This window comes from Bradyrhizobium sp. SZCCHNRI3043, assembly GCF_032377735.1.
Lineage (GTDB): Bacteria > Pseudomonadota > Alphaproteobacteria > Rhizobiales > Xanthobacteraceae > Bradyrhizobium.
Window position 1 is genome coordinate 138,682 of sequence record NZ_JAUHID010000001.1, and the last position, 24,451, is coordinate 163,132.

Below are 24,451 nucleotides of genomic sequence, written 5' to 3' on the forward strand. Positions count from 1 at the left end.
CGCGCACTGCGACCCCGGGCGGCCACCGCATCTCCCGCTCCACGGTCCGTGACGATCGCGAAACGCCCCTTCAGTGAGCGCGAGACGGCGAAGAGGATCGATCTGATTTGCCCGACGACACAAGGCCGGATTTGCCCGACGGAATGCGGCAAACTGGCACGACGGGCAGCTCCAAACTTGCTGCTGCTTTTTCAGTGAGTAACGACCAACACCTATGCTTGCATTTAGGTTTTATACCAAACGTATTCTGGAATCTCAGCGAATCGATTTTGCATGGCTCTATTGGATGCCATAGTAAGATAGTGGTCGAGGCTTTCGCCAGTCGCCGACCACCTCACGCCTCGTGTCATGTGCAGCGGTAAAAATGCTATGACGAAACGGAATCCTTCGCCGGCACCGGTCGATCCGAAGAGGAGCGCCAACATGGCGCGTGTTCGGAGTAAGGGAAATCGTTCTACTGAGCTCGATATGGTGCGCAGGCTGCGTGCAGCGCGCCTGACAGGCTGGCGTCGCCACTTGCGTTTGCCTGGAACTCCCGACTTAGCGTTTCCGAAAGCGAAGGTCGCCGTCTTCCTTGATGGCTGTTTTTGGCATGGTTGCCCAAAATGCTACCGCGCGCCAAAGCACAATGCCGAATTTTGGAAACAGAAGGTTGAGCGAAACCGGAAACGAGATAAGGCTGCTGACTCGCAACTCCGCGCAATGGGTTGGAATGTGGTTCGCGTTTGGGAGCACAGCCTACGAACTCCGAACATTGCTGAGCAAAGACTTCGACGGGCATTAGAGCGCGCCGCTGACGCCAAACAGTAGCATTTGCAGCTGCAAGGTTGGTAGAGGCTATCGGAACAATCTAAGCCGCCGCTGGGAGTGGTGGCGCCACTGGCAGACCGAGCTGTTGGAGAGCTTGGCTAATTGCATACGACAGCTCAGCGAAGGGGACAGCGAAAACCCACACTTCGCAGCCGGTCTTCGCTTTACCCAACGACCTTACGAAAAAACTAGTACCAGAGGGATAAACCAGTGCCGCCTTCGCCGCGTTAAACGATGCGGAATGGGCCAGGAGTTCGTGAACGTCGCTCGTTGACGGCCAACCATCCAGATCCTTGTATTTTGCGTCAAGGATCCACGTTTCTCCAGCACAACGCACAACGATGTCAGGATTGGCCCGAAATCGATTCGATATGTTTGGAAAAAGAGGAGGGCGCTCTATCGGGCCGCTAACGTGAGCCTTCCCGATGAGCAGTCTTGCAACGCATTCTCGAACGACTCGCTCAAAGAGGTTTTCCAAATTTAAAAACCACGAGCGCGGCGCCGCGCCCTGATGCGGTCTATCCTCCGATAAGGTGGCTGCTTGCAGTACAGCAGCTGCAAGGGCTGCTACTTCCGAAACCTCCCGCCTCCTGTCTGGTTGAGCTGCTTCGTCAAGAGCTACCGCAATGGCCTCTACACGATTTAAGGGCGTCTTTGAGTGGCTACTCTCGGCGAATCCCGCGCGCAACGTCAGGGCATTCGTCACCAACTCCCGAAGCGGCCCAGAACCGAACCCTGCGATAACATTAGCAAGCGCAAGATAGATAGCTCGGTTAAGTGGAATATCGTCCGATAGCAGTGTACGTCGAAACGCAACTTTATGTCTGGTGCCGCGCGCTCGCAGAGCTGCCGTACGCGGAACATTGAGACGCCCAGCAGCATACGCGCCGGTTTCTTCGAAATTTTGGTACTCAACCTGTTTCGCGCCTGAGAGATAGGTGCGGGTAGCGGCGAGGAACATTCGAACTAAAACCGTGTGGGGTACCTCGTCAAAAATGAGGGGAGATTGTGCGCGAGCAAGGATAAACGCACGGGGAGTTAGAACCTGAGCCATTGCCACGAAGGCCCCGGCGACCTTCTCGCGAATTTCAAGCTCAACTTCTCCAAACAGCGCGCGGCCGACATAGCCTCCTGCGCCGATGGTCCAACTTTCATGCTTGCCGAATCTCGCCCAAAGTATTTTTCGATCCGCTAGATCCTGAAACTCTGGACTAAGAAAGATATCCTTCCAGAAGGCGCCCTTGACAATCGCGATACCCCTCTCGCGGACAGCAACCTTCGTCATTGACTACTCGTGGTCGGAGTCGAGGAAGCTTGTTCTGCTGTCGTGGCCTCTCCTTCCGCGGTAGAAGGCACGGGCAGCCTGAATTGCGGGGCGTCCCGCCAAGGGAATGCTTCTTCGATGGTGTCTGTGAAGGGGTGTGGGTCCAGGAGAGGCCGCCGTAAAATTCGTTTTATCCTCTGGTGCCACAGCGCGTACAAGTCTGCTTCGGAGTAGACCTCGCTGAAAATGCCGTGGCCGAAGGGCATGAGAGTTTCGTAGTCAGGGCCGTGTTGCTGTCGGCATCGATCGAAAACCAACTTTAGCTTTTCGATAACGTGGAGTGGGACCTTTCTCCCCTCTTGTCCGAGCATCTCTGCCAGCTGATCATCATCGGGTAGAAAGTCGATAATGCGAAGTCGACGAAGCAGGGCGTCATCAATCGACAATGCAGATCTATCCACCGGGTTAAACGTCGCGAGGATAGTGAGATTTTTTGCAATCCTGGCCTTTGTACGGCTGAATAGGGTCTCGAAATCCCTGTCTCTGTGCTCGACATAAGTGAGTAGCTCACCCAGTACCGTTGAGAGATTCGCCCTTGTTAACTCCTCGATCAGTAGGACGTACCGATGATCGGCCACGGGGTCGGCAGAAGCATCCTCATTCCAATCGAGAAAAACGCCGGGGGTCGGTTGGACCGCTCCAGTCGAATCGATCCGAAGCCCTTCAATGAATTCCTCGTACGTGAAGGATTGATGAAATTGTATTTCCTTAACACGCGTTGGCTCACCAGCGTGTCGCTGCGCGGCTATGATCGCGATGTGACTCTTGCCGGTTGCCGGGGCTCCCGCCAGCGCAATTATTGACGAGCCGCCATATCTTGCGCACGCGTCGACGACTTCTTTTACCCGCGCTTCGGTTGCTGGTCCTGCCATCTTCCATCTCCGAATCGTTCGGAAGTCTACAGGAGTTTTAACGACGCTACAGGTGATTCATTGGGATGGCCGCGCAACGAGATAAGTATTCGACATATTCAGGCACGCTCTGAAAATCGCGGTGACGATGCTTTACCTGGGCTGCGGCCTGCAAAGTGCGCAGTGCCCACCGGTCCTTGATTGTATAGCTCTGACCATCGGCACTGTTGCGCTTGTCCGTGATGAGAGACCACCCAAAAGATGCCCAGCCCACCCAAACAAGGACTCTATCGTTCTTTCTATCTCCTGAGATCACTTCAGGGCTTAGGAGTCCTAGATCGTTCGCGAGTCGGGCTTGCCGAATCCGCTGGATAGCCTGAGCTAAATCGGCCTCGTCCTTCGTGCGATAGATTTCGCGGTTCAGTTCGTCTGAGGTTATGCGATTATCCAAGGCGAGCATTGCCTTCCAGATGAACTGGAAAGGAAAGACCTTCATGATCGGGTCGTACTCCATTCCGTTCCGCGTTGGATTTCGCAGCTGACAAGCAGCTAACGCCAGACTGCCATGGCGCGCTATAATCCGAACATTCTCAGAAAGGAGACTTGGACGCCATCTTGCCAAAGCTTTCCCAAGCTCGGTAACATGCACAACGGTCTTACCTTCGATCACCTCATCGTAAACAAGACCAATGGTCTGCAGTAGTTGTCGCATGTCACGATAGCGCTTCGGGTCAGGCGTGCCGCCTTGCGCGCCTCGTGCTTCATCATATGGCCACTGAGCAAGCAACTGCTGGTCTGTTTGACCTTCACCGTTGAGAAACAAATCAACGGCTTTGTCGGTCAGCTTGCCGGCGGGCACTACCGAAAAGCTGGAATGGAACGAAGTTGACCATACCGTTGCGGGCATTGTCGCCTCGCTCGCTAGTTTGACAGGGCGAACAATGGAAGTTCTGGCTGATGGTTGCGCAAGTGCCAGCGGGAGGATGAGTTATCGCCGGCGAGAGATTTGGCAACTGCTGCGGCAACAGCGGTGGCGAGTGGTGGCGGAATGGCATTGCCAATTTGAGCTGCGACGTCTTCTTGTGTTCCAAGGAAGATGTGCTCGTCTGAGAAGCCCTGAAGCCGCGCACCCTCCCTTAGGGTTATGTTGCGATCTTCGAAGGGGTGCGCAAAACGGCCGCGTGTGAAACTGTCGAAGCGGGCAGTAATGGTCGCTGAGGGCCGATCCGGATGCAGTCTTCCGTAAACAGCTCTATGCCCAATGCGCCCCGCGCCGGCCTTGTGACAATTGACCCTTAGCTCAACGGGAATGTCCTCGAAGCCGCCACCAGGTGGTACATGTTTCAAACGCAACAAATTCAGCTTTGACAGCTTCGTCCGGCGGTGAAGAGGGTCTCCCGGGACAGGTCGCAAATCCTCTGGCGGTGATTTTAGATCTGCTAAGGCTTCCGCGACCGTCTTGTGCTGAGCTACAGTAGGATAGGGGAATTCGAACGCGCCGGATTCACCCCCGCGTAACCCGACGAAGAAAACTCTCTGCCTAGCCTGCGGCACGCCAAAGTCTGCAGCTTCTAGAACGCGATGCTGAACTGAATATCCTGCTCGTTCCATTTCCGCTAAGAAGCGCCTTACGGTCGTTTTGCCTCTAGCGCCGAGAAGGCCCCGCACATTCTCCATTATGAAAGCTCGTGCCTTCAATGCGATAACGGCGCGGCCAAAACACAGGACTAAGTCGTTTCGCTCGTCCTCGTCGTTTCCTATGCGTTGAACCGAGAACCCCTGACAGGGCGGTCCGCCAGCGACCAAATCAATCCCGCTTGGAATTCCCAGCTCGTTAAAGCTCGCCGCATCGAGCGAGGCGACATCTCTTAGCCATGAGGGATGATCCACGAAGTTTGCACGATAACTGGAGATTGCCGGCTCCCAGGAATCTATCGCTCCCAAGATTTTGAAGCCGGCTTCCATCAAGCCTCGTGTCAGGCCACCGGCGCCACAAAATAAATCTAGTGCTGTTGGCTTCACGAGTTTCTCTAGAGGGCCGGCGGGTGCAAATGTCTGTGTCCAGCTTTGAGCGCTGGGATGAGTCGTGAAAAGGATGGCCCTACGGACTGGGTTATGTCCACCTCAGTGTCCAATTTTTCAACAGCTGGCCCCATCATCTCACCGATCATGTGAACCGCTAGAAACGCCGCAAAGGCCGGAGGAACGGCATTCCCGACCTGCATGAATGCTGGACCAAGGCCACCGCTAAAAAGCCATCGAGATGGAAAGCCCTGTAAAAGCGCTGCTTCTCGCACCGAAAGGCCGCGGTGCTGGGTCGGATGGACATATCGGCCACTTGCAGGATTTCGGGCGTGGCCCGTGATTGTGATGGAAGGCTTATCCCACCAGAGGCGTCCGTAAACATCATCATAAGCTGACCGGCCCTGTCGGTCTGCGGCACGCCTCAGGCATTCCGGCCCCACGTTCGGCGGGCGACGGCCACCATCCAGGGGGACTGCCATAATCGTTTGGATCGTGGACGGCCTATGACCCGCAGTGAAGTGCATCGGGTCCGTCGAGCAGACTTCGCCAGCGGCGATTTCAGGAAGCGCGCCAATCGCCTGACGCACTGTCCGGCGCTCCTCGCCACCAAGGAAGCCGCGAGGCATTCTAAACGGGCGTCGCATCGCAATCATCACGGCACGGTACCGTTGTTGTGGCACCCCAAATTCGGACATGTCATGCGCCGTGAGCACCGTTTGATATCCGGCGCGATTCAGAATTCGTCGAGCCTCGACCATCACTGGCCAGTATTGATCAGTAATGACCTCTGGCACGTTCTCCACAATGATCGCATCGGGCCCGATGGCGGCGGCAATGCGCGCAAACGTGACGAAAAGCGAATTCCTTGAATCTGAATGGCCGTGCGCGTTCCGGTGAGACGAGAAGCCTTGGCACGGCGCGCACCCTATCAAAACCAACGGGTTGGCTTTCGAGAGACGAGCCTCATGGACTTGCTTGACAATCCCTGTCTGCCTTTTTGCGAACCTATGCAGATCAACTGCGCAGGGCTTTAGGCCGAGATTGGCCTCGTAGGTCTGCATAGCCAATTCATCGATATCGACTGCCATGGCCAACCGATAGGCGGGGATCACTGAATTCGCCGCGAGAAAGCCGGCCGACATGCCGCCGCAACCGGCAAACATATCAACGACGTCAATTGGCCCAGTGGGATGAGATAGGTTGCCCTTCCAAGCGGTGTCCAGCTCCAACGCAAGTTCGGATGCTGCCTTGCGGACCTTTAATCGGTCGCTCGCAAACTTGGTCAGGTGGGCGAGCTGCGACTTGACGAGCTGTGACCCCGCCGCTGTCCCTAATTTAGTGGAACCGGTGGTTTTTCTTAAGCCGCTCATCGTACTGTTCTGAACCCTTGAGACGCGAATCACTGTCCGAGGCTCGCAAAATGAGCACGGCATCGCCTACGAGACAGTTTTCAGTTGGAATATGGTCTCGGCCGGGACCGCCCCTTACCCTTCAGCCCTGGAACGAAATAAGAACCAAATTTGCGGTTCTGTCCAGAGGCATTCGTCAATTCCCAGGCCCCTGAAGGCAAAAGGCCGTGGAAAGGCGTCCTTACAATTGCTTCACGGGTACAAAATCCGCTACAAAATTGGAATTACGGTGGAATTACGGTGACAGTGCACTTAATGACCTACTGCGAACCGGCAAATTGAGCGGTCCCCTAAACCCGAACCCGTGCCACCGCACGCTTGCCGCATCCACCAGCTCCATCTTCGGAAACCGCTCGAACAGCATCGGCAGCAGGATGGCGCCGACGGTGCGGCGGGAGAGGTGGGCGCCGGCGCAGTGGTGGGGGCCGTTGCCGAAGGCCTGGTGGGGATTGGGGTCGCGCAGCGCGTTGTAGGTCTCGCCGTCGGTGAACAGCTCCTCGTCGCGGTTGGCGGAGGCCTGGATGGTCATCACGGTGTCGCCCTTCGGGATCAGGCAGCCGCGGATCTCGGTGTCCTCCATCACGAGGCGTGAGCTCGCCTGGATCGGCGCCACCCAGCGCACGCCTTCCTCGAAGGCGGAGCGCCATCTGTCCTGAGCGCGCACGGCTTCGAACTGCTCCGGATTGGTCCGGAGGCCGTAGAGGATCGTCAGCAGCGCGTCGCGCGGCTCGTTGATGCCGCCGCAACGGCCTTGGCACAGGAACGTGCGAGACGGGACGTTCGCCTTTCGAGCCCGCCGCTACGGCGTCCAATTCGCCGGGCCGAGCAGCGTCGGAGGAATGAGCGCGCCGGTCATGGCGTGGATGAAGTGAAATCTCGTGCAGGCCGGGCAGCTCACGGTCTCGAAGGTCACGGTCTCGAACCGACAGTCGTCTTTCGGCTGGTGCAGGATGGCATCGACCTCGGACCCGGTCTGGGGGCAGCGAAATGTGATCGGACAATCCATCATCCCATCTCCGGTGCAGACTCGAAAGTTGGGTCGCCGCAGGTTGCGCCTGATTCTCCGGGGTTGACTGAGCAATATTGATCAGCCGCTCGCGTTCGCCTCTGGCAGTCTGGTCGCGGGAGACATTGGGAGACGCGCTTGAACGGCCGCTTCGCCGCGCCTGAAAGGCCCGAGGCGGATCAAGCGTCGCTTCAGACCCGCTGTATCACGGGGCGTCCAGTCGTGGCCGCCGCCCGCGAATGACGTGTCATGGCGTCGCGTGCCGTGCGGCGACGTCGAAGCCTGGATGACGACCATGCCGGGGAGCCGATCATGATCGCGAATTCCATCCTGCGACGTTTGACGCTTCACCTGATGGAGACACGGATGTTGATCGATGTCAGGACCGATGGAAACGTCGAGGGCGGTGAGCAGTTGTCGCAGGACGTGAAGGCGTCGCTTCATGCGGTGCTCCATCGCTATGAGGATCAGGTCAGGCGGATCGACGTGCAGCTCAGCGACGCGGTGAGCCACAAGCCCAGTCACGATGACAAGAGCTGCAAGATCGAGGTGCACCGTGACGGCGGCGAGCCGATCGTCGCGGCGCATCAGGACAGCTTCATGGAGCAGGCCGTGCGTGGCGCGGTCCACAAGCTGGAGCGCGCGCTCGACCACGCCTTCGGCAAGGAGGCGGTGTCCGATCAGCTTCGCGATCATCGCTAGACCCGTGGCGGGACGGTTTGCCGGCAAGGCCGCCGGTTGGGAGATCCGTGATGGATGTGCTTGCTGATGAGATCACCGACATCGGGCCGCAGCCGCAGGCGTTCGACATCGCGCGGGCGACCCGGGACAATGCCAATTATCGGTCGGTCGCCTGGAGCGGGCGCTAATCTGCAGGTGACGCTGATGTCGATTCCGGTCGGCGGCGACATCGGCCTGGAGGCGCATCCGGAAACCGATCAGTTCCTGCGGCTCGATGCCGGCCGCGGCCGGGTGCAGATGGGGCCCGCGAAGGACAGGCTGACGTTCGACCAGACGGTGTCGAACGGCTGGTGCGTGCTCGTTCCGGCCGGGACCTGGCACAACATCACCAACATCGGCCCGACGCCGATGCAGGTCCATGCGATCTATGCGCCGGCCCATCACACGCCCGGCAAGGTGCAGGCGACGGCGGCTGCGGCCGCAGCCGACCGCGACGACGCGCCCGCGGCCTGGTCCGTGCAACCCAAACAGGTGGTCGATCACCACGGATGAACGACCGCGAGGATGCGGTGAGGCCTCATTCGCTCGGCCGACTCGCGCTGAGGAGATGATCGAACGCACGGGGTCTGGTGCACGTCGGTCTCTTGTTCGAGGCGGCTCCGCCGTGAGCATCCTCCATCATGTGAGTGGCGACATCGCATGGAAGGTCTCGCATCGATTGCAGAAGGGCGCTCGCGGCGCCCCGGCCTCGCCGTGAGCTCAATCGGAGGATGATAAGCAGATTGATCTAGCGCAAAGCGGGAGGCGGTTTCCACCGTAAAAGTTAGGCATGTCCATCAACATGTCCATCGAGCGGGATGGGGGCTGTGCCGAGTTCGAACCTCGCCAGATTTGATCCGAAGGCCTTTCTCGACAAGGTTTGCCCGGGCCAGAAGGTCCTGAAGGTTCCCAAGGGGGGAAGCGTGTTCGCCCAGGGCGATCCGGCCGACGCCCTGTTCTTTCTCCAACAGGGAAAGATCAAGCTGACCGTCGTCAACGACGTCGGCAAGGAAGCGGTCATCGGCATCGTCGATGCCGGGCAGTTTCTTGGCGAAGGCTGTCTGACGCGGCAGGCGGTGCATACCGGCTCGGCATTCGCCCTGCAGGATTGCGTGGTCACCGCCATCGCCAAGAAGACGATGATCGCAGCGCTTCGCCTCTACCCTGAGCTTGCGGAGATGTTCATCGCGTTTCTGCTGGCGCGGATCGACCGGTTCGAAGCGGACCTGATCGACCAGCTCTTCCATAGCAGCGAAAAGCGGCTGGCGCGGCTGCTTCTGACGATGGCCAATTACGGCCGTGACGAAACGCCGCTGCCGGTCATTCCAAGAATCAGCCAGGAAACGCTGGCCGAAATGATCGGCACGACGCGGTCGCGCGTCAGTCATTTCATGAACAAGTTCAGAAGAGCGGGCCTGATCGAATATGACGGCGAGATCGTCGTCTATCCGGCGCTGCTGCAAGCCGTCCTGAACGACAACCTGCAGGCGGAGCAGCAGAACTAGCTGCGGGTGTGCAGCGCGCGGGTGGTCTGTCTTGCACAGACGGCTCTGTCCGCGTCGCTAGCTGCCCCTAACTCGCCGCCGGGCTCCGCGTTTCGTTTCGCCGCTTGAAGGCGGGACGCGCGAAGCGTTCGTGACGGGGTGAAGTGTTGCGTAGGGAGGGGACCACATGTTCAAGCAGCAGTTTTCCGACGCGTCTGACGCGTGCGCACTTGCCGAAGCCATTGTGGACACGGTCCGGGAGCCGCTGCTCGTCCTCGACCACGATCTCCGCGTGATTGCCGCCAGCCGTTCGTTCTATCTCACCTTCTCCGCGGCGCCCGAGGATGTGCTGGGACAACTATTCTATGAGCTGGATGACGGCGCCTGGAATATTCCGGCGCTGAAGTCGTGGCTGAGCCAGATCTTCTCCAACACCGGCGCGCTGCATGATTTCGAGGTGGAGCACGTTTTCCCCGCCGTCGGACCCCGGGCGATGCGGCTGAACGCCCGGCAGGTGTCCTACACGGTCGGGTCCCATACGACCATCCTGCTCGGCCTCGAGGACGTCACCAGCGAGCGCGCGATGGCGCGCCGGAACGAGGAGCTGCTGCGTCAGAAGGACATGCTGCTCGAGGAGTTTCAGCACCGCGTCGGCAACAGCCTGGCGATCATCGCCAGCATCATCTCGTTGAAGGCACGGTCCGTCGGCTCCGAGGAGGCGCGACGCCACCTGGACGACGCCCGCGACCGGGTCATCTCGTTCGCGAACATCCAGCAGAGTCTCCACACCTCCGCGCGCAGCGGCGTGATCGCGCTCGGACCGCATTTCGCGAGGCTCTGCCAGGCGATCTCGCAATCGATGATCGCCGACCAGCAGCGGACCAGGATCGAAACCCGCGGTGACGGCCAGGCGACGACGAGCGAAGCCGAAAGTCTCGGGCTGATCGTCACCGAGCTCGTCATCAACTCCCTCAAGCATGCCTTTCCCGAGGACACCGCGAATGGGCTGATCACCGTGATCTACGAGTCCTCCGGAGCCGGCTGGACCCTGTCCGTCTCGGACAATGGAACGGGGAAATTGCAGGTGAGCGGCCGGCCGAAGGGGGGCCTCGGCACCGGCATCATCATGGCCCTGGCGAAGCAGCTCGGTGCCGAGGTCACGACCGTGGCCGGCCGGCCCGGCACGACCGTCTCGGTGCGTCACGCCGCCGTGGCGACACGCGACGACTTGACCGGAGCAAGCGTGCCGTCCGCTCCCGCGATCCGATCCAGGGCCGAATCCAGGGCAGGATCCACGGCCGGATCGCGGACCGTCAGCCGATCGTGACGTCGTCGCCGATCAGTCCAGCATCGCCCGAACTCGTCTCCTCGCGCGACGCCGCTCCATCCGCAGGCCCCGCGGGCCGGTCCTACTGCAGCCGAACCGGCAGATTGAGCGGGCCGCGGAAGCCGAAGCCGTGCCAGCGCACGCTCGCGGGATCGGGCAGCGTCATGTCGGGGAAGCGCTCGAACAGCATCGGCAGCAGGATGGCGCCGACGGTGCGGCGGGAGAGGTGGGCGCCGGCGCAATGATGCGGGCCGTTGCCGAAGGCCTGGTGGGGATTGGGGTCGCGCAGCGCGTTGTAGGTCTCGCCATCGTCGAACAGGTCCTCGTCGCGGTTGGCGGAGGCCTGGATCGTCATCACGGTGTCGCCCTTCGGGATCAGGCAGCCGCGAATCTCGGTGTCTTCCATCACGAGACGTGAGCTCGCCTGGATCGGCGCCACCCAGCGCACGCCTTCCTCGAACGCGGAGCGCCATTTGTCCTGAGCGCGGACGGCGGCGAGCTGCTCCGGATTGGTCAGCAGGCCGTAGAGGATCGTCAGCAGCGCGTCGCGCGGCTCGTTGATGCCGCCGCCGATCGCGATCTTGATGTTGGCGATGATCTGGCTCTCGGGAATCGGGTTCTTCGCGTTGACCATGAAGGAGAGCGCGGAGGAATCCGGCTCGGCGCGCACGCGCTCCATGTTGGCGCGGATGCAGCGGTCCATCTCCGCGTTGGCGATATCAGACGCGTCGAACGGCCCCGGCGTCCAGCCGAAATTGCCGGCGCCGTCGATCAGGGCCTGCGACCAGCGCTGCATGTCGGCATCGCCGGCGTCGGGAATGCCCATCACTTCAGCGAGAATGCGCGCGGCCAAGGGGCCTGCGAGGGCGGGGAAGAGATCGACGACCTCGCCGCGCGGCAGCCGGTCGAGATAATCAGCGGCGAATTTGGTGTAGAGCGGCTCCCAGACGGCTTCGATCGTCTTCGGCATCAAGGCGGGCATCATCGCCATGCGCTCGGTCCGGTGCTCGTCGTGATCCTTGCGCATCAAGGTATGCGCGAGGAAGGCGCGCTTCATCGGCGTGTTCGGATCGTTGGACGAGAACAGCGCCGCATTGTCCTTCACATATTTGGTATCAACCGCTTTGGTGAGGAACGTGCGGCCCACGGATTTGACCCGCAACACGGGGGCTTCGCGTCTCAGGCGCTGGTAGATCGGATAGGGATCGCGCGTCAGCTCCGCGATCGTGATGGTCTCGTCCAGGGGAGCCAGGGTCGCGGTCGGCATGGGGCGCTCCTATTGGATGCGGGCCAGCGCGTGTCTCGCCTCAAGGATAGTGGCGGGGACGGACCCGTGCAATCCTGGTCCGATGCCTTGGCCGGGACGAGCGTCTGTTCTGAACGAGCTCTGACCTCGCCAGTCGCCGATTTCGGCGGCTGGCAAGCGGCGTTCGGGCTGTGAGTTCCTAGCACCAATTCAGCCGGTCAGTCCTGCGCAGCCGGCGAGACCTCCTGCGGCTTGATCAGCAGCTCTCCCTCGCGGCGCAGGTTTCCTGCGGCGAGAAGATCCTTGAGGCAGCCCTGCAACGCCTCGCGCAACTGGGCGCTGGTCGAACCGAAGCCGAACAGCCGGGCGACCGCCTGGATCAACTGGTCTTCCTCGGCGCCGTAGTTTTGCTCCACGACCTGCACGATGGCCGCCTTGATCTCCTCCGGCGGCAGCATCTCGGGCTTGCGCAAAGACTGCGATTGCACGTCCTCGCGGCTTCGAACGACGATCGCCTGGCCCGGCACGGCGTAGAACGGGCCTCCAGCGATCTGTCCCTTCGCGACTGCCGATTTCAGCGCCGTTCGCACGGCATCGCGGATGCGATTGCCGGCGCGGGCAAGGCCCCAGGCCGATCTGATCCGGACGATGATTTCCGATTCATGCACCGGCCCTTCGATGGCGACGATCTCGACGACGTGCCGCGTCATGTCGGCGAGCGGCGTCTCGTGCGGCTCGATCTCCCGACGGACGCGCAGCTTTGCCTCTTCATAGGAGGCCACCGTTGGTGCCTGCGCGAGGATCTCCAGAGGGCGCTGCTCGGTCTGCTCCGGCGCCGGCACATCGGGGTTTGCCGGAGGCTCGGGTTCAGCTCGAGCAGTCCCTTGGTCGATGTCCCGCCAATGCGCCTTCGCAGCGTCGATCGCGCGGAGGACCTTCTCGGTTTCCTCCTTGGGTCGGAGAAACCAGTCCGTCGACCAGATGCGATGCAGCACCCAGCCATGCGCTTCCAGCACGTTCTGTCGCAGGCGGTCGCGGTCCCGCGCCGAACGAGACGCATGGTACTGGGCGCCGTCGCATTCGATCCCCAGCAGGAAGCGGCCGGGCTTGTCGGGGTCGACGATAGCGAGATCGACGAAGAATCCGGCGGTGCCGATCTGGGTCTTCACGTCGTGACCAAGCGCCCGGAGCCTGTCGGCGACCTGCTCCTCGAACACCGAGTCGGGATCGCGCCCGGTCTCCTGCGCGATGCCGAGCTGCCCCGTCTGCGCGAAGGTCAGGAACGTCTTCAGCGCCGCGATGCCGCGGCCCTTGGCGCGCGACAGGTCGATGTCGTCGCCGGTGATCGAGGAGAAGACCTCGCAACGGAGCTTGGCGCGCGAGATCAGCACGTTCAGCCGGCGCTCGCCTCCGTCGGAGTTGAGGGGACCGAAGCTCATCGAGACGAAGCCTTCCTTCGTTCTCCCATAGCCTATGGAGATGAAGATGACGTCGCGTTCGTCGCCCTGGATGTTCTCGAGGTTCTTCACGAAGAACGGCTCGCTGGCACCGCGGACGAAGAACGTCTCCGTTTCCGGGGTCTCTTTACGCAAGATTTCGAGCTGATCCTGGATCGCCTGGCGCTGCGCCACCGAGAAGGTCGCGACGCCAAGGCTTCGGTCCGGCGTCTCGCGCGCATGGCGCATGACGGCCTCGGCGACGAGCCGCGCTTCCCTGGGGTTGGTCCGGCTGCTTCCACGTTCGTAGTGTGCATCGGGGTTGTAGTTGAACTTCAACCCCATTCCCGCGACGGCGTCGTACGGGCTCGGCACGATGAACAGCCGGTTGTCGTAGAACTGCTTGTTGGACACGGCGATCAGCGACTGATGCTTGCTGCGATAGTGCCAGTTCAGCATCCGATGCGAGAGGCCCTTGGCAAGGCAGAGGTCGAGAATGCTTTCCGCATCCTTGACCTGGAATGTCGGCTGATCCTCGTCGTCGTTGTCCTCGTCATCATTGCCTGTCAGCTTCGCGAAGAAGCGCGTCGGCGGCAGTTGCCGCTCGTCGCCGACCACCACCATCTGCCGGCAGCGCGCGACGGCGCCGAGCGCATCGACCGGCTCGATCTGCGAGGCCTCGTCGACGACCAGCAGATCAAAGGCGATCGCGCCGGGCTTCAGGAACTGCGCCACCGACAGCGGACTCATCAGGAAGATCGGCTTGATCTGCTGGACGACCGGGCCGGCGCGCTCCAGGAGTTGACGGATCGGCAGATGGTTGCGCTTCTTGGCAAGCTCGCCGTTCAGCACGCCGAGCGGCCCGATGCCGCCGGCGTTGCGCGGCAGCGCCGCGGCATGCTCGTGGGCGATCTGATCGCGGGCCAGTTGCATCCGCGCGACGTCGAGCTTGCGGAAGCCGTCGACCAGCCGATCGTGCGATTCGCCGTCGAAACGTTTCAGTTCAGGATGGTCAGCGAAGAGCACGCTGCGCATGGCATCGTAGTAGGATCGGTCGAAAGCGGCTTCGAGCGCTTCGCCCGGCAAGGAGCCGTCGAGCGCGCGATCAACCAGCGCGGCGAGACCTTGCGCGCGCGCAAGGCGGACCCGGCCCATGAACGCGATCCAGCGGGTGAGGCGCTCGGTCGCGTTCTGCCACTCCGACAAAGTCTGCGACAGCTCGTCCAGCCGGATCTGGTCGCCGGCGTCGAGTGGGATGCGGGCGGGCTCCAACTGGAGAGAGTCGATCAGCCCGCGGAGGCCGGACATCAGACTTGCGAGGCCGTGGTTGAGCTGTTCGATCGATCGCCGATCATCGGCCGACAGCGTCAGCTGCGTCAGCCGCTGGCGCGTTTCATCGCCTGCAAACGGTTTGGGGAATGCAGTCCACCAGGTCGCCAATTTGGAAAGCGCATCCCAATCAGACCGTTCCTTCTGCCACGCGGTCCCGAAGGCGGTGCTGCCGGCGGCTTCGACCTCCTCGAAGGACCGGCGAGCGGCTTGCGCCGCGATGAGGCCGTCGATCAGCAGAAGCCGCTGCTCGAGCGTTTTCGGCATCGGCACCTTCAGGTACGACGCCAGCAGCGCCACCTGTTGGCGATAACGCGGGCTGAGCAGGCGCAGCCAGGAGCGGCCCTTCTCGGCGATGACCTTGCGGCAATCGGCGATCGGTGCATCCCAGGCGGCCTCGACGAAGGCGCTCTCGAAGGCCGTCCTCAATTTCGCGTAGCGCAGTCCCTTGTCGACGATGTCCGTGATGAGTCCGGCCTGGCTCCAGACGGCCTCGCGGAAGGCAGTCCGATCGCACTCCGGCATCGCGGCCGCGGCCTCCGCAAAGGCGAGTATCCCCGCGGCATCGGCCAAGGTGGCCGGCGGCGGGAGATCGAGCAGCGTGCCGAGGCGGGCCGCGCCTGATGATACGCTGCTGACGACGTTCGAAATGTCGCCCAGCGATCTCCGCAGCTCGGTCATTTCGGTTGGATCGAGCGCGTCGCGGCCGACGCCGCGCCAGGGATGCAGGTGCGGCGCGCCGTCGGCCGCGATTCGTTCGGCGAGTTCGGCGATCAGCTCACGCCGCCGCTCCAGATCCAGGGGAGACCAGGAGGGGGCGCCCTGCAACGGGTAGGGCGGCTGCGCGGAGATGTCCCCGCAGCGCACGAGGTGACCGAGCAGCCTGAATGGCGTCAGCTCGCTCGGCTGGTGCGGCTGGTGCATCATGTCCGCATGCCGGTTGAGGCCGTCACGGCTGTCGGTCAGGCGCTGGACCAGGGTGGCTTCGCCGCGCGGGACCGGGACCTCAGCCGATTTGCAGCGTTTCAGCTCTTCGAGCAGAACGCGCTTGTTGGCCTTGTTGGAGTGCAGCTCCAGCGCGAGCGCGCCGAGACCGACATGCTTCAGCCGTCGGTGCACGACCTCGAGCGCCGCCATCTTCTCGGCCACGAACAGCACCGTTTTCCCCTCGGCGGCCGCCGACGCGATGATGTTGGTGATGGTCTGCGATTTGCCGGTCCCAGGCGGTCCCTTGACGACGAGGTCGCGTCCACGGACCACTTCCTCGATCACCACGGCCTGCGATGAATCGGCATCGACGACATGGTTCATCGCCACCGGCTGGATGACGGAATCGATCTTGCCGTCGTCGGCCACGATCGGCTCCGCGCCCTCGAAGCCGTCCTGAAGCAGCGCTGAGATCAGGGGATGACGATCAAGGCTGCCATCTGCGGGCCAGTTGTCAGGGTCCAGATCGCGATACATCAGGAACTTGGAGAACGAGAAGAAGCCGAGGACGATCGCGTCCGCCCTGACCTCCCACCTCTGCTTGTTGGCGACCGTCTCCGCGACGCCGGCGAGATAGGTCGCGATGTCGACGTCGTCCTCGTCGCCAAAATCCTCGATCTTGAGTCCGAACTCGGCGTCGAGCTTGGCCTGGAGCGAGAGGTTCGGCGACGGCGGCTCAGCGCGCGAGACCAGGTGAAAGCGATCGGCGGCGCTGCTGCGTTCGAGGCGAACGGGCAGCAGGACGAGCGGCGCGAAACGCTCGACGTCGGATTTGTCGTCCTCGAACCATTTCAGCAGCCCGAAGGCGAGATAAAGGATATTGACGCCCTGTTCTTCCTCGAGCGTTCGTGCGTCGTACCAGATATCCAGCAGGCGCTTCTGCAGCGCCTCCGATGACAGCCGGGTCTTGAGCCGGGTGTCCGGCTGCCGCGACTGCGACTCCGAATCATCACCTCCCTGGTCCCCCTTGGTGGTCGGCGTGTCGGATCGCGGCGCCGGCTCGCTCAAGGGCAGGGTGCTGCCGTCCGTCTCCGCAGTCTCAGCCTTCGTCGGAAGGAACGTGAAGCGTTTGCCTTCGCCGAGAAGCTCGAAGAGCGCAGCAGAGCGCGCGCCGACGATGTCGATGGTGCGGATGGTCTTGGTCTTGAGCGGGATGTGCACGAGCCGGTTGCGCGTGCCCAGATCGAGCAGCGCGCGCCGGTCCGCCAGCAATCGGTCTCGTACGGATGTGGTTGCCACGTGCAATCCTCCTGCGATTCGAGGATTGCAACCCGAAGTCATCGCGGTCAAGCGTTCGGCACGATGGAGATGTGCTCATTGAGCAATGTTTAATCTCCTCGCAGAATTTCATCTCCCCATGAGAGGGAGATGAAACTCGTATGCGGCCTACGCCGCCGCCTTATGCCGCGCCAGTTCCGCCTTGTAGAGCTCGAACTCCTCGGCGATGGCACGGGCGATCGACGGCCGCACGCGCAGGCGCTCGTAGTACGCCTTCACGGCCGGCCATTTCGCGAGCTGGACCGGCGGCGTTGCCATGGTCCAGTTGATCACGGTGACGAGATACGCGTCGGCGACCGTGAAATGATCGAGCAGATAGTCGCGATCCCGCAGGTGGTTCTCGAGATGATCGAGCCGCGACAGGTTCTTCTTCAGGACATGGGCCTTCATCTCCTCGGGCGCGGTCTTGTCGAGGATCGGGATGAACAATCCCTTGTGCAGCTCGGTGCCGATGAAGCAGAGCCATTGATGCAGCCGGCTGCGGTCCATGCCGGGGCCGGTGCCGAGCTTCGCCTCGGGGAAGCGATCGGCGACATATTGCAGGATCGCGGCATTCTCGGTCAGCAGGTCGCCGTCATCGGTGCGGAGCGTCGGGACGAGCCCGAGCGGATTGACGGCGCGGAAATCGGAGCCGTCGTTGAGGACGATCTTCGTCTTCGGGTCGACCTCGAGATAATTCGCCGCAGCGCCAGCTTCATACAGCGCGATGCGGGTGGCGAGCGAGCAGGCGAGCGGCGAGAAATACAGGTCCATGGACGTCTCCCTCGGGCTCCGGACCGGAGCGTTGATTGATTTTTATACTGTCTCGCATAATATAAGGCCGGTCAAGGAATTTGTTGCGAAATGGTACAAAAAAAGAAAGGGCCGCCGCAGGGCGACCTTCCCCAGAAAATGGCTGCCGCCCCGGTCGAGCCGAAGCGGCGCGGGAGGCCGCGGGCGTATGAGCCGGATGTCGCGCTCGGCAAGGCGCTCGACCTGTTCCGGTCGACCGGATTCGCCGCGACCTCGCTCGACGATCTCAGCGCCGCCACCGGCATGAACCGGCCGAGCCTCTATGGCGCGTTCGGCGACAAGCGCGAGCTCTACATCAAGAGCTATCAGCGCTATCGCGACAATGCCCGCGCGGTGATGGGCGAGATCTTCCGTCACGACTGGCCGGTGCGCGAGCAGCTGCACAAGATCTTCGCCGCCGCACTCGACATCTATCTCTCGGGCGAGGAGGGGCCGCGCGGCTGCTTCACGGTGATGACGGCGGGCTCGGAAGCGGTCGCCGATCCCGACATCCGCGCCATGGTGCAGAACGCCCTGACCGAGCTCGACATGGCGTTTGCGCGCTGCTTCCGCCGCGCCAAGGAGAAGGGCGAGCTGCCTGCGGACGCCGACCCCGCCGTGCTGGCGCGGCTGGCGTCGGCGACGATCCACTCGATCGCGGTCCGCGCTCGCGCGCGGGCGCCGCGTCAGGAGCTGGAGGCGATCGTCGCCGGCGCAATCGATGTGATGGTCGGCAAAGGATAGCGTTTCAATATCCCCTGACGCGATCGACCAGGTTGCGCAGCGCCCCGCCGGCCTCGAAGGTCGCGATCTGCTCGGCGACGTAGCGCGAGATCGCGTCGGCGTCGGTGTCGGCTGCATTGTGCGGCGTCAGCACCACCTTCGGGTGGGTCCAGAACGGGCTGTCGGCAGGCAGCGGCTCCTGGCCGAACACGTCGAGCGAGACCGAACCAAGCGTGCCGTCGTCGAGGCAGGCGAGGATGTCGGCCTCGTTCTGCAGGCCGCCGCGCCCGGCATTGATCATGACGGGGGCGCCGAGCGGCGATGAGCGCCTGAGCTTGGCGAACATCTTGCGGTCGAGAATGCCGCGCGTATCCGGCGTCAGCGGCAGCAGCGACACCAGGATGTCGGTCCGCGCCAGGAACGCGTCGAGCTGCGCCGCGCCATGGAAGCATTCGATGCCGTCGGCCTGCTTGACGCTGCGGCTCCAGCCGGCGACCTGGAAGCCCAATCGCTTGAGCACCTCGGCTGCGTCGATCCCGAGCGTGCCCAGTCCGAGAATGCCGACGCCGATCGCGGCCGCCGGCCACTGGTATTTCGGCGCCCAGCGCTTCACGCGCTGCGACTCGCGCAGATACAGCTCCTGGCGATGATGCATCAGCACGTGCAGCACGACATATTCGGTCATTCGCGCGGTGAGATCGTCGACCGCGACGCGGACCAGGGGCACGCTGGGCAGCGTCTTGTCCGCCATCAGCGCGTCGACGCCGGCGCCGAGGTTGAAGATCACGCGCAGGTTCGGAAAGCCGGCGAGCTCGCCGGGGACCGGCTTCCAGACCGCGGCGTAATGCACCTCGGCTGGATCGAGCCCGGGATCGGGCAGCAGCACCACAGGGCGGTCGCCGCAGACATCGTCGAAACGCGCCTTCCAGCGCTGTGGCGACCAGTTGTCGGTGCCGCCATGGATCAGGAGCGCCAGCGCGCCTTTGGTCATCGGAGGGTCCTCGAGCTTATGTGACGTGTTCCACATACCAGATCGCGCGGGCACGCCAATCTCCGCCCATCAACATGGAGACAATCGTCATGCGCAAATTGCTTCTCGCCACTGCTTTCGTCGTCGCGTCTGCCTCGGTCCAGGCCCAGACCATCGATGTCGGGTCGATCCTGTCGGCCAACGGCATCTCGATCGGCAAGGGCAGTCAGCCGCAGGCCGGCGGCCAGACGCAGGACGGTATGTCCCCGAACGCGGGCAGCCAAGGTGGACCGAGCGCCGCAGGGCAAGGGCAGGGCCCGGCCAACTCGCAGCGGCAGGCCGCGCGCGCCAGGCAGCCGCGCGAGAGCGCGCAGGAGACCCGGGCGCGCAACATCGCGGCCAAGTACGGCATCTCCTGGTAGGCGGCTTGTTCCTGTAGGCGGAACCCCGCGAAAATACTTCGTGGGACTGTCGGCCGGAGGCATACTCCACCGTCTTGAAGACGAAGGGAGATGCCTGCCGATGTTGTACGCGCTGCTCTGCTATCACGACGAGGATGTCGTCTGCGCCTGGAGCAAGGACCAGGATGCCGCGGTCATGGCCAAGCTTGCCGTCATCCAGGAGAAGCTCGCCAAGCAGGGGCGGCTCGGGCCGGTGGCGCGGCTGCTGCCGACCACGGCTGCGACGACGCTCCGGAAGGAGGATCCGCCGCTCGTCATCGACGGCCCCTATGCCGAGACCAAGGAGCAACTGCTCGGCTTCTATCTCGTCGACTGCGCCAATCTCGATGAGGCGCTGGAGGTCGCGCGCGAGCTCGGCGAGGCCAATCCCGGCGGCTCCTACGAGATCCGTCCCGTCGGCACGTTCAGGCCGGGTGGAGCGCTGGCATGACCGATACGGCCTGGATCGATGCGGCCCTGACATCAGCACGACCCCAGGCCGTCGGCGCGCTGCTGCGCTATTTCCGCGACCTCGACACGGCGGAGGAGGCGTTCCAGAACGCCTGCCTGCGCGCCCTGAAGAGCTGGCCGCAGAACGGTCCGCCGCGCGATCCGGCGGCCTGGCTGATCATGGTCGGACGCAACGCGGCCATCGACGATGTCCGCCGGGTCCGCCGCGAGCAGCCGCTGCCGGATGACGAGGCGATCTCCGATCTCGACGACGCCGAGAGCGCGCTCGCCGAGCGGCTCGACGGCTCGCACTACCGCGACGACATCCTCCGCCTGCTGTTCATCTGCTGTCACAAGGACCTGCCGGCGACGCAGCAGATCGCGCTGGCGCTGCGGGTGGTGTCCGGCCTGACGGTGAAGCAGATCGCCCGCGCCTTCCTGGTCAGCGAGGCGGCGATGGAGCAGCGCATCACCCGCGCCAAGGCGCGCGTCGCGCAGGCGGACGTGCCGTTCGAGACGCCGGGCGCGATCGAGCGCGCCGAGCGCCTGACCGCGGTCGCGGCCATGATCTACCTGATCTTCAACGAGGGCTATTCGGCCAGCGGCGAGACCGCGGCGCTGCGCCAGCCGCTGTCCGAGGAGGCCATCCGGCTGGCGCGGCTGCTGCTGCGGCTGTTTCCGAGCGAGCCCGAAATCATGGGGCTGACGGCGCTGCTGCTGCTGCAACACGCGCGCAGCGCCGCCCGCTTCGATGCGGAGGGGACGCTGATCCTTCTCGACGAACAGGATCGCTCGCTGTGGAACCAGCCGATGATCGCGGAAGGCGTGGCCCTGATCGACAAGGCGATCCGCCACCGCCACAGCGGCCCGTACCAGATCCAGGCGGCGATCGCGGCGCTGCATTCGCGCGCCGCGCGCCCGGAGGACACCGACTGGACGCAGATCGATCTTCTCTATGGCGCGCTGGAAGTGGTGCAGCCCTCGCCGGTGGTGACGCTCAATCGCGCCGTCGCCGTCTCCAAGGTGCGCGGGGCCGAGGCGGCGCTCGATTTGATTGCGCCGCTCGAAGGGCGGCTTGCCAATTATTTCTATTTCTTCGGCGTGCGCGGCGCGCTGCTGATGCAGCTCGGGCGCAATGACGAGGCGCGGACCGCCTTCGACCGCGCCATCGCGCTGGCGCACAGCTCGGCGGAGGCCGCGCATATCCGCATGCAGCTCGATCGCCTGATGCGCGACAGCGCGACGGCTCAGGCTCGGGTCGGCCAGTGAAATACTGCCGAGATTCGGTCTAAAATTCTGCACCGGGCTGTCGGCGGCACGATCCTTCATTCGTCCTGGGAGCAGCATCACGGAGAGGAGCTGCAGATGACGACGATGGAAGAGCCGGTCTCGCGCGCCGAATTGTGGAGCGGCCGCATCCTGAGCGGTCTGGTGACGCTGTTCCTGCTGTTCGACGGCGCGGTCAAGCTCATCCCTCTGCCCGTCGTCACCCAGACGCTGGATCAGATGGGCTATGGAGCAGGCGACGCCATGGCGCGGGCGCTCGGCCTCATCACGATTCTCTGCACCGTGCTCTATATCCTGCCGCCGACATCGTTCGTCGGCGCGATCCTGCTCACCGGCTATCTCGGCGGCGCCATCGCCTCGCATGTCCGCATCGGCAGTCCGCTGTTCAGCCACGTCCTGTTCGGCCTCTATCTCGGACTCCTGCTGTGGGGCGGCTTGTGGCTGCGCGACCGCCGCCTGCGCGCGCTTCTGCCGCTGCCGCGCTGACAAATGATCTTTCAACCAAGGAGGATGACGATGATCTGTCCCTATCTGACGTTCAATGGCGATTGCGCGCAGGCTCTCAAGCACTACGGCGAGGTGCTCGGCGCCAAGGTCGACATGATGATGCGTTATGGCGAGGCGCCGCCGGAGATGCCTTCTGCACCGGAGCACAAGGACAGGATCATGCATGTCCGCTTCTCGATCGGCGGCGGCGTCCTGATGGCCTCGGATTCGCCGCCCGAATATTATCAAGGCAAGCCACACGGAATCTCGGTCTCGCTCCAGATCGCAGACCCGGCCGAGGCGGAGCGTAAGTTCCACGCCCTGCTCGAAGGCGGTGCCGTCACCATGCCGTTCGGCAAGACCTTCTGGTCGAAGGGCTTCGGCATGGGCGTCGATCGCTTCGGCATTCCGTGGATGATCAATTCCCCGGCGGATGGCTACGAGGCGTGACGCCGCTAGCGGCACGAGGCGTACATCGCCTTGAGCTCGCGCCCGCGCAACAACAGAAGCCGCGACGTCAGGCCGCCGCGGCGCTCGATCCAGCCGCGCACCGGCGTGGGATAGGTCTGCAGCACCAGCTTGGAAGCCTCGGGTTCCGCATAAGCGCGGCCGCGCCGGTCGACCGAGCGTGCGGCGTGGAAGCCGAGGGTGGCTCGCCGCGTCACGCAGATGCGGTCCTCGGGCACGACGCTGAGCACCAGCGTGCAGGCCGACAGGCAGGGACCGTCGATGATGACACGCTCGCCGGAGGCGCGAACCTTCTCGAACAGATCGATGAACGGCCCCACCTCGCCGCCGGGTGAGGAGATGATGCGGACGTCGGCGCGCGCCAGCATCGTCGCGATTCCCCACAGGACGACCGCGAGCAGCAAGGTCAGGATGATGCGCATCCGGCTCGGCATCGTTCACGTGTTCCTGCGTTGGCCGCGCAAGGTCGGCAATCCGATTCCCGCGGCGTCGAAGCCGCCATCGACGGCCAGGATCTGTCCGGTGATATAGCTGGAGCGTTCGGAGCTGAGAAACAAGATGGCCTCGGCGAGCTCGTCCTCGAGGCCGTAACGGTTGAGCGGAATGGCATCGTGATAGTCGGCGCGGATCTCCGGCGTGTGCACGTCCTTGGCCATCGCGGTCTCCACCGGGCCCGGCGCCACCGCGTTGACGCGGATGCCGGCGGATGCGAGCTCGACCGCGAGCTGCTTGGTCAGATGCGCCAGCGCCGCCTTGCTGGTGCCGTAGGCGGAGCGCAGCGTGGAGGCGCGGACGGCGGAAATCGAGGTGATGTTGACGATGGTGCCGCCGCGCTCGCGCATCAGCGGGACCGCGGCCCGCGTGCACAGAAACGGCCCGGTCAGATTGACGTCGAGGATGCGCTGCCAGTCGGCTTCGCTGGTTTCCATGATCGGAGCGAAGCGTGCGACACCGGCATTGTTGACCAGCGCATCGAGACGGCCGAACCGGTCGGCGAGGCGCGCCAACGCATCGGCGACCATCTCGGCTTCCGCGACGTCGCAATGCAGGGCGAGCGTTCGATCGGGAGATTCGAGTGCGGCCGTGGCGTCGTCGAGCAGCTTCTTCTCGATGTCGAGCAGGGCCACACGCCAGCCCTCGTGCAGAAATCTCTTTGCTGTCGCCAGCCCGATGCCGCGCGCCGCCCCGGTGATCAGGGCGACTTTGTCGGTCTGCGTCGTCGTCGATGTTTCCGTCACGGCGGTCGACTCCTCGGGCCGGCGGCCCGGCTTTTCTCTTCGTTGAGTCCTAACATGCGCTGCGCGGATCAGCTGTGAAGGCCGTCACATCTGTCAGTGTACGTTCAATCCAGCTCCGCGCGATGCGCATAGCCAGCGAAGTTCGTGGGCGTTGTCAAACAGCCAGCGGTGGTAGCGGTCGCATCAGCTCGCGTCCTCGCGGTGGGGAAGCATCCGAGTCATGCTCGCCTTGGCCTCCCGCTCGATCGGAGGGAGCAGGGAAGACCGGGAGCTTGGCGCCCCATCGGCCCCCGTGCGGGAAAAATGCACGGGGCCGGAACCCCAGGTTCGGCTGAGACATCCCGGCCCTCCCTGCGCGATGGTCTGACGGCCTATGACACGCTCCC

The 24,451-nt window shown here is 63.1% G+C and carries 23 protein-coding genes and 1 pseudogene; 11 read left to right on the forward strand and 13 right to left on the reverse strand.

Annotated elements, in window-relative coordinates; genetic code table 11:
* Window positions 1-369 precede the first annotated feature (369 nt).
* The gene (locus tag QX124_RS31825; protein WP_409997644.1) at window positions 370-810 is read left to right on the forward strand and encodes a very short patch repair endonuclease; all 441 of its coding nucleotides are present in this window, start codon (window positions 370-372) and stop codon (window positions 808-810) included.
* 40 nt (window positions 811-850) lie between these two features.
* On the opposite strand, the gene QX124_RS00665 is transcribed toward QX124_RS31825, so the two are convergent.
* From QX124_RS00665 to QX124_RS00695, 7 genes and pseudogenes are all read right to left on the reverse strand, one after another.
* Window positions 851-2,095, reverse strand: a complete 1,245-nt coding sequence (locus QX124_RS00665; protein ID WP_315795731.1) for a 5-methylcytosine restriction system specificity protein McrC — start codon at window positions 2,093-2,095, stop codon at window positions 851-853.
* Window positions 2,092-3,006 carry an AAA family ATPase gene (locus tag QX124_RS00670; protein WP_315795732.1) on the reverse strand — a complete coding sequence of 305 codons (915 nt, stop codon included), beginning with the start codon at window positions 3,004-3,006 and terminating at the stop codon, window positions 2,092-2,094. Before QX124_RS00670 ends, QX124_RS00665 begins: the two co-directional genes overlap by 4 nt.
* Window positions 3,007-3,052: 46 nt before the next feature.
* Complete coding sequence (locus QX124_RS00675; protein WP_315795734.1) at window positions 3,053-3,892, reverse strand: hypothetical protein; 840 nt, start codon at window positions 3,890-3,892, stop codon at window positions 3,053-3,055.
* Window positions 3,893-3,906: 14 nt separating this feature from the next.
* Window positions 3,907-5,007 (reverse strand): DNA cytosine methyltransferase, encoded by a 1,101-nt coding sequence (locus QX124_RS00680; protein WP_315795736.1) that lies wholly within the window; start codon window positions 5,005-5,007, stop codon window positions 3,907-3,909.
* Between the two features lie 8 nt (window positions 5,008-5,015).
* The gene (locus QX124_RS00685; protein WP_315795738.1) at window positions 5,016-6,380 is read right to left on the reverse strand and encodes a DNA cytosine methyltransferase; all 1,365 of its coding nucleotides are present in this window, start codon (window positions 6,378-6,380) and stop codon (window positions 5,016-5,018) included.
* Between the two features lie 274 nt (window positions 6,381-6,654).
* A pseudogene (locus tag QX124_RS00690) lies at window positions 6,655-7,161 on the reverse strand (cytochrome P450); the annotation flags it as partial.
* 57 nt (window positions 7,162-7,218) lie between these two features.
* Window positions 7,219-7,425 (reverse strand): hypothetical protein, encoded by a 207-nt coding sequence (locus QX124_RS00695; RefSeq protein WP_315736291.1) that lies wholly within the window; start codon window positions 7,423-7,425, stop codon window positions 7,219-7,221.
* Between the two features lie 312 nt (window positions 7,426-7,737).
* Here QX124_RS00695 and QX124_RS00700 point away from each other — a divergent pair, with 312 nt between their 5' ends.
* The 4 genes from QX124_RS00700 (at window position 7,738) to QX124_RS00715 (ending at window position 10,956) form a co-directional block, all read left to right on the forward strand.
* Window positions 7,738-8,127 carry an HPF/RaiA family ribosome-associated protein gene (locus QX124_RS00700; RefSeq protein ID WP_315795740.1) on the forward strand — a complete coding sequence of 130 codons (390 nt, stop codon included), beginning with the start codon at window positions 7,738-7,740 and terminating at the stop codon, window positions 8,125-8,127.
* Window positions 8,128-8,310: 183 nt separating this feature from the next.
* Window positions 8,311-8,658 carry a cupin domain-containing protein gene (locus QX124_RS00705; protein ID WP_315795742.1) on the forward strand — a complete coding sequence of 116 codons (348 nt, stop codon included), beginning with the start codon at window positions 8,311-8,313 and terminating at the stop codon, window positions 8,656-8,658.
* Window positions 8,659-8,963: 305 nt separating this feature from the next.
* Complete coding sequence (locus QX124_RS00710) at window positions 8,964-9,650, forward strand: Crp/Fnr family transcriptional regulator (RefSeq protein ID WP_315795744.1); 687 nt, start codon at window positions 8,964-8,966, stop codon at window positions 9,648-9,650.
* A gap of 166 nt (window positions 9,651-9,816) precedes the next feature.
* On the forward strand, window positions 9,817-10,956 hold the full coding sequence (locus QX124_RS00715) for a sensor histidine kinase (protein WP_315795746.1): 1,140 nt from the start codon (window positions 9,817-9,819) through the stop codon (window positions 10,954-10,956).
* 82 nt (window positions 10,957-11,038) lie between these two features.
* Here the strand turns inward: QX124_RS00715 and QX124_RS00720 are convergent, their stop codons facing one another.
* From QX124_RS00720 to QX124_RS00730, 3 genes are all read right to left on the reverse strand, one after another.
* On the reverse strand, window positions 11,039-12,223 hold the full coding sequence (locus QX124_RS00720) for a cytochrome P450 (RefSeq protein WP_315795748.1): 1,185 nt from the start codon (window positions 12,221-12,223) through the stop codon (window positions 11,039-11,041).
* Between the two features lie 197 nt (window positions 12,224-12,420).
* Window positions 12,421-17,244 (reverse strand): DUF3320 domain-containing protein, encoded by a 4,824-nt coding sequence (locus tag QX124_RS00725; protein WP_315795749.1) that lies wholly within the window; start codon window positions 17,242-17,244, stop codon window positions 12,421-12,423.
* A 96-nt stretch (window positions 17,245-17,340) separates the two neighbouring features.
* Window positions 17,341-17,985, reverse strand: coding sequence for a glutathione binding-like protein (locus tag QX124_RS00730; RefSeq protein ID WP_315736298.1), 645 nt, complete (start codon window positions 17,983-17,985; stop codon window positions 17,341-17,343).
* Between the two features lie 90 nt (window positions 17,986-18,075).
* On the opposite strand from QX124_RS00730, the gene QX124_RS00735 reads away from it, so the two are divergent.
* The gene (locus tag QX124_RS00735) at window positions 18,076-18,747 is read left to right on the forward strand and encodes a TetR/AcrR family transcriptional regulator (RefSeq protein WP_315795750.1); all 672 of its coding nucleotides are present in this window, start codon (window positions 18,076-18,078) and stop codon (window positions 18,745-18,747) included.
* 4 nt (window positions 18,748-18,751) lie between these two features.
* Here the strand turns inward: QX124_RS00735 and QX124_RS00740 are convergent, their stop codons facing one another.
* Complete coding sequence (locus QX124_RS00740; RefSeq protein WP_315795751.1) at window positions 18,752-19,717, reverse strand: glyoxylate/hydroxypyruvate reductase A; 966 nt, start codon at window positions 19,715-19,717, stop codon at window positions 18,752-18,754.
* A gap of 89 nt (window positions 19,718-19,806) precedes the next feature.
* Between QX124_RS00740 and QX124_RS00745 the strand changes: the two genes are divergently transcribed.
* From QX124_RS00745 to QX124_RS00765, 5 genes are all read left to right on the forward strand, one after another.
* Window positions 19,807-20,118, forward strand: a complete 312-nt coding sequence (locus tag QX124_RS00745) for a hypothetical protein (RefSeq protein WP_315772317.1) — start codon at window positions 19,807-19,809, stop codon at window positions 20,116-20,118.
* A gap of 100 nt (window positions 20,119-20,218) precedes the next feature.
* On the forward strand, window positions 20,219-20,587 hold the full coding sequence (locus QX124_RS00750; protein WP_315717600.1) for a YciI family protein: 369 nt from the start codon (window positions 20,219-20,221) through the stop codon (window positions 20,585-20,587).
* Window positions 20,584-21,855 carry an RNA polymerase sigma factor gene (locus QX124_RS00755; protein ID WP_315777769.1) on the forward strand — a complete coding sequence of 424 codons (1,272 nt, stop codon included), beginning with the start codon at window positions 20,584-20,586 and terminating at the stop codon, window positions 21,853-21,855. Before QX124_RS00750 ends, QX124_RS00755 begins: the two co-directional genes overlap by 4 nt.
* 132 nt (window positions 21,856-21,987) lie before the next feature.
* Window positions 21,988-22,359, forward strand: a complete 372-nt coding sequence (locus QX124_RS00760; protein ID WP_315796603.1) for a DoxX family protein — start codon at window positions 21,988-21,990, stop codon at window positions 22,357-22,359.
* Between the two features lie 30 nt (window positions 22,360-22,389).
* A complete protein-coding gene (locus QX124_RS00765) occupies window positions 22,390-22,809 on the forward strand; it encodes a VOC family protein (protein WP_315736303.1) in 420 nt (139 codons plus the stop codon).
* Window positions 22,810-22,814: 5 nt separating this feature from the next.
* Here the strand turns inward: QX124_RS00765 and QX124_RS00770 are convergent, their stop codons facing one another.
* Window positions 22,815-23,261: a hypothetical protein gene (locus QX124_RS00770; protein WP_315736304.1), complete on the reverse strand. Its 447-nt coding sequence runs from the start codon at window positions 23,259-23,261 to the stop codon at window positions 22,815-22,817.
* A 3-nt stretch (window positions 23,262-23,264) separates the two neighbouring features.
* Window positions 23,265-24,065 (reverse strand): SDR family oxidoreductase, encoded by an 801-nt coding sequence (locus QX124_RS00775; protein WP_315756042.1) that lies wholly within the window; start codon window positions 24,063-24,065, stop codon window positions 23,265-23,267.
* Window positions 24,066-24,451 lie beyond the last annotated feature (386 nt).